General features: G+C 44.7%; 4 protein-coding genes. All 4 read right to left on the bottom strand.

Annotated features, from left to right (window positions below):
- Positions 1–1,200, bottom strand: a 1,200-nt coding sequence (gene bamA, locus V7D75_RS12840; protein ID WP_333614867.1) for an outer membrane protein assembly factor BamA, incomplete at its 3' end; no start/stop codon positions are given.
- A gap of 264 nt (positions 1,201–1,464) precedes the next feature.
- Positions 1,465–2,841 carry an RIP metalloprotease RseP gene (gene rseP, locus V7D75_RS12835; protein ID WP_333614866.1) on the bottom strand — a complete coding sequence of 459 codons (1,377 nt, stop codon included), beginning with the start codon at positions 2,839–2,841 and terminating at the stop codon, positions 1,465–1,467.
- A gap of 59 nt (positions 2,842–2,900) precedes the next feature.
- Positions 2,901–4,109, bottom strand: a complete 1,209-nt coding sequence (ispC, locus tag V7D75_RS12830) for a 1-deoxy-D-xylulose-5-phosphate reductoisomerase (RefSeq protein WP_333614865.1) — start codon at positions 4,107–4,109, stop codon at positions 2,901–2,903.
- 170 nt (positions 4,110–4,279) lie between these two features.
- Positions 4,280–4,631: phosphatidate cytidylyltransferase (locus V7D75_RS12825; RefSeq protein WP_333614864.1), on the bottom strand; the 352-nt coding region annotated here is incomplete at its 5' end.

Genomic DNA, 4,631 nt, shown 5'->3' with positions numbered 1-4,631 from the left:
TTTAAAGAAACCGGTACGCATCAAGCGTGTACGCGACAGCTGAATTTTATCATTAGAGGCTAGTGTACCTTCTAACTGACGCATTTCACGGCGCAATACTTCATCTTGGGTTTTTAAGTTACCCGTAAAGTTAATACGGCGCACATAGATAGGACGGGCAGGATCGATATAATAGTCGATATCGACCACTTTGGTCTCATCATTGATACGCGGTACTGGTCGGATTTGTGCTAAATAATAGCCTTCATTACCATAACGGCTCTTCAGTGCAGCAGTGGTCGCATCAAGTTTGGCTTGCGAATATTTTTCATCGGGCGCAAACGTGACCAGCTCTTTTAGCTCAGCGTTATCAAAGGTTGGTTTACCTAAGAAGTTCACCTCGCCAAACTGATACTGCTCGCCTTCGCTAAGACTGACTTCGATAAACACATTGCTTTTATCTTCGCTAATATTAAGAACGGCATTATCGACGGAAAAACGTACATAGCCATCGTTTTGATAAAGCGCTTTAAGATTTTCTAAACTGGCCGCCAGCTTTTCTTTAGCATAGCGATCAGACTTAGATAACAGGCGCGTCCACGACGACTCTTTTACCGCAAAAACGTCTTTAATCTGCTCATCACTAAAGTGCTTATTACCAATAATATTGATATCGACGACTTTGGCGGGTTTACCTTCGATAAAGCGCACATCAAGCTTGACGCGATTACCATCTAATAATGTCTGATCGACTTCGATATTGCTATTGTAATAACCTTGACTAATATATTGCTGTTGTAGCTCGTTGGCGACACCTTGCAGCGTCGCTTGCTTCAACACATCACCGACAGACAAACCGGCGTTACCAAGCCCTTGCTCAAGCCCTTCTTTTGGGATAAGTTTATTGCCTTCAAAGTTGACTTCAGCGATGATAGGACGTTCGACGACATCAAAGCGCAGCTTGCCGCCTTCGACACGACTTTGAATATCAGCAAAGTTTTCAGTCGCATATAGTGCCTTAATACTGGCGGCCAAACGACTATCATTAACCGTATCACCCACCGAAATCGGCAAAACTGGATAGAGACTATCAGGAGTTAGGCGTTGTAGACCATTAAAGCCGATATCAGTGACCACAAATTCTGCAGCCTGCACCGGCATACTCATCATTGCTACAACTAACGGCAACCCAGCCGCGCTCATAAATAAAGGCGTACGCATAAACACTATCCGTCAATAAAAAACTTGCTTAAGTTAAGGTAAAAAGCACGTGTTGTCTAGCCCATTTCGCATAAAGTCGAAAAACTCCAGCAAGGCAGACTCAGGACACTTTATATAAAACGCATCATAAAATAAACTAAAAAATAAAATTAGTACAGTAGCGGTAATAGAAAATAAACGCCGTATTACATGGACTGCCTGCGCTGTAGCAGCATACAAGCATTAAACCATCATGCTTTAGTTGATAAACGGCAGCATTATTTATCAAAACAGCCGACTGATATCATTACCAATTGCTAACACCATGAAACCTGCCAGCAAGAGTAAACCGATATTTAGACCGACCATTTGCACGCCTTCAGACAGAGGTTTACCGCGTATCAGCTCAATAAGGTAGTAGACAATATGTCCACCATCTAATACTGGAATGGGCAAAAGATTCAAGACCGCAAGGCTCAAACTGATCAACGCTGCTGTCGATAATACCATCTGCCAGCTAATATCAAAGCTTTGTTTGGCGACTTTCGCAATGGTAATCGGACCTGATAAATTCTCCAAACCTATCATACCAGACAGCATCTTGCCCATTGAGCTGACCGTCATGACGGCTAGCTGTTCCGTCTTTTCAAATGACTTGATTAAAGATTCCCCAGGACCATAGACAACGGTGGTTTTGTAAGCGTCAGGAATGACGATTTCAGACTCTGCCACCATAGCACCAATTTGCCCGTAATCGTTACCTAAATTGTCTTTTTTACCTTGCGGCATGATGGATAACTGAACTTGTTTGCCGTCACGTAAGACAGTGAAATTAAGCAAGGTTTCAGGATTGTCGCGAATGATACGCGTGGCGCTAATCCAGTCGGTAATCTCTTTACCATTAATAACCGTAATGCGGTCACCAACCTGCAAGCCTTGACGGCTGGCAGCGCCATCGGGCGTTAAATTGCCAACGATTGGTGCAATGTTTGGTTGCCACGGTATCATACCAAAGCTTGATAACGCATCTTTGCCTTGCGCCGCCCCTTGCATAAATTCTTTAAACGGTGCTTGATAGGTTTTGGTGGCGTTACTACCTGTTGCCTCAGATTGTAAGGTAACACTGACATTGTCCGTCTCACCCATACGCCCAGCAAGGCGATAGTTAATACCTTCCCACGTCTGCACCTCATAACCGTCAATAGCGACAATTTTATCACCCACAGGCAACTGTGCCATCGCTGCTGGGGTATCTGGCAGCACTTGCCCTATCTTTGTTGCCAATTGCTCAGACGGGGTCATAAATAACACCCAAAATAATGCAATAGCGATGACAAAATTCATGATAGGACCGGCGGCAACCACCGCAATCTTTTTGAGCGGATGCTGACGATTAAACGCTAGATGTAGCTCGTCTGCTGCTACCTCACCTTCACGCTCATCAAGCATTTTGACGTAACCACCAAGCGGTAGTGCCGAAATGCGATAATCAATGCCGCTTTTTTTACTGGTCCAACCAAAGAGTTTCGGACCAAAGCCGATAGAATAGGTCAGTACTTTAACGCCGCAAAGACGCGCCACGATGTAATGACCCCACTCATGTAAGGCGATGAGCGGACCTAAGACAAATATTGCCGCAAGTAGCGTTAATAAAAACGTCATGATCTTTTCTCAATATGCTCTTTTAACATCGTTTATCAAATGACTGAACTTCTATAGATTCATGCCAACTTTGCTACTAACGTATCAGTATGCTGACGCGCTATGTTATCAATCGCTAAAATATCTTCGATATCGGCAGTCTCATTTAATACCGCTACTTGTATCTCATCTAGTGCTTGCGCATTAATGTCGGCAATATCAGTCAGACGAATCTGCCCATTTAAAAATGCGGCAACTGCAATCTCATTGGCCGCATTTAGCACAATCGTAGCCTGCGTACCCGCTTGCATCGCCTGCCTTGCCAAACGCAAACAGGCAAATTTTTGCAAATCAGGTTCAATAAACTCTAAACCGCTTAACGCAAATAAATCTAATGGCTGCGAGCCGCTATCGATACGGTCAGGGTAACTAAGTGCATGGGCAATAGGCGTCTTCATGTCAGGGCTGCCAAGCTGCGCCAAAAAGCTACCATCGCTATATTCTACCATTGAGTGAATGATACTTTGTGGATGAATCACCACATTTATCTTATCCTCACTCAAATCAAATAAATGACAAGCTTCGATGAGCTCAAGCCCTTTATTCATCATCGTTGCTGAGTCAACCGATATCTTTTGCCCCATTGACCAATTGGGATGTTTAACTGCTTCAGCGACGCTAGCTTGCTGCATTTGCGCAAACGATTGCTGTAAAAAAGGCCCGCCAGACGCGGTCAACCAAAGCTTACGAACGCCATGGTTTTGCTGATGAATTTGGCTACTGTCTTGTTGAATCGCAAAGGGTAAACACTGGAAGATCGCATTGTGTTCTGAATCTAAAGGCAGCAAAGTAGCGTGATGCGTTTTAACCGCATTAATCATTACCTTTCCAGCCATGACCAATGCTTCTTTATTCGCCAATAAAATACGCTTGCCTGCACGCGCTGCTGCCAAAGTAGAAGGCAGACCAGCTGCGCCTACGATCGCCGCAACCACCGTATCGGTTTGCGGATCAGTCGCAATATCGACCAACCCTGAAGCACCGCCGACCACTTCGATATTAAGACCAGCAGCGCTGAGACGCTGAGCGAACTCATCAACCGCTGCTGTCGGCACACTGACGCGTTTTGGCAAAAACTGTTGGCAAAGCGCAAATAATTTATCTAAACGGTGATAGCCTGATAAGGCATAAACGTCGTAGTTCTGTGGTTGCGCCGCCAAAATTGCTAACGTGCTATCGCCTATCGAGCCTGTCGCGCCTAGTACGGCGATGCGTTGGGTCATAACCATCGGTGCCTATAATACGGTGAAATTAAATGAGAAATAAAGACAATAATATAAGGTATAGAACCTAATACGAGGTAGCCTAGTCGCTACCAAATATGTAAGCCTTACCTATTTTATATTTTTAGCCTGATAGTTTTTTATTTTTAGACTTTTTATTCTTAAACTATTGATTGCTATAAGACCATTAAACCGAGCTGCTGTAGCGCCCAAAAGCCAAGCGCAAATATCGGAGTAGCAGACAATAACGAATCAATGCGATCAAGTACCCCGCCATGCCCTGGCAAAATGGTTCCAGAGTCTTTGACATCAGCACGGCGCTTCAGCATCGACTCAAACAAATCGCCAAGTACGGACGCTAAAATTGTCAAAGCCGACAAGCCTATAAAGGCGATTAATGGAATACCCGTCAATTGTAGTTTAAAGACACTAATGCCGATGACCACAAGCAAGCCTGTGACCAAGCCGCCTGCCAGCCCCTCCATGCTTTTATTAGGTGAGACATTCGGTGCCATCTTACGGCGACCG

Source organism: Psychrobacter sp. (assembly GCF_036731945.1).
In the GTDB taxonomy this organism is placed as follows: domain Bacteria; phylum Pseudomonadota; class Gammaproteobacteria; order Pseudomonadales; family Moraxellaceae; genus Psychrobacter.
Note: the sequence above shows the minus strand (reverse complement) of the source record. Positions and strands in the feature narration are given on the sequence as shown.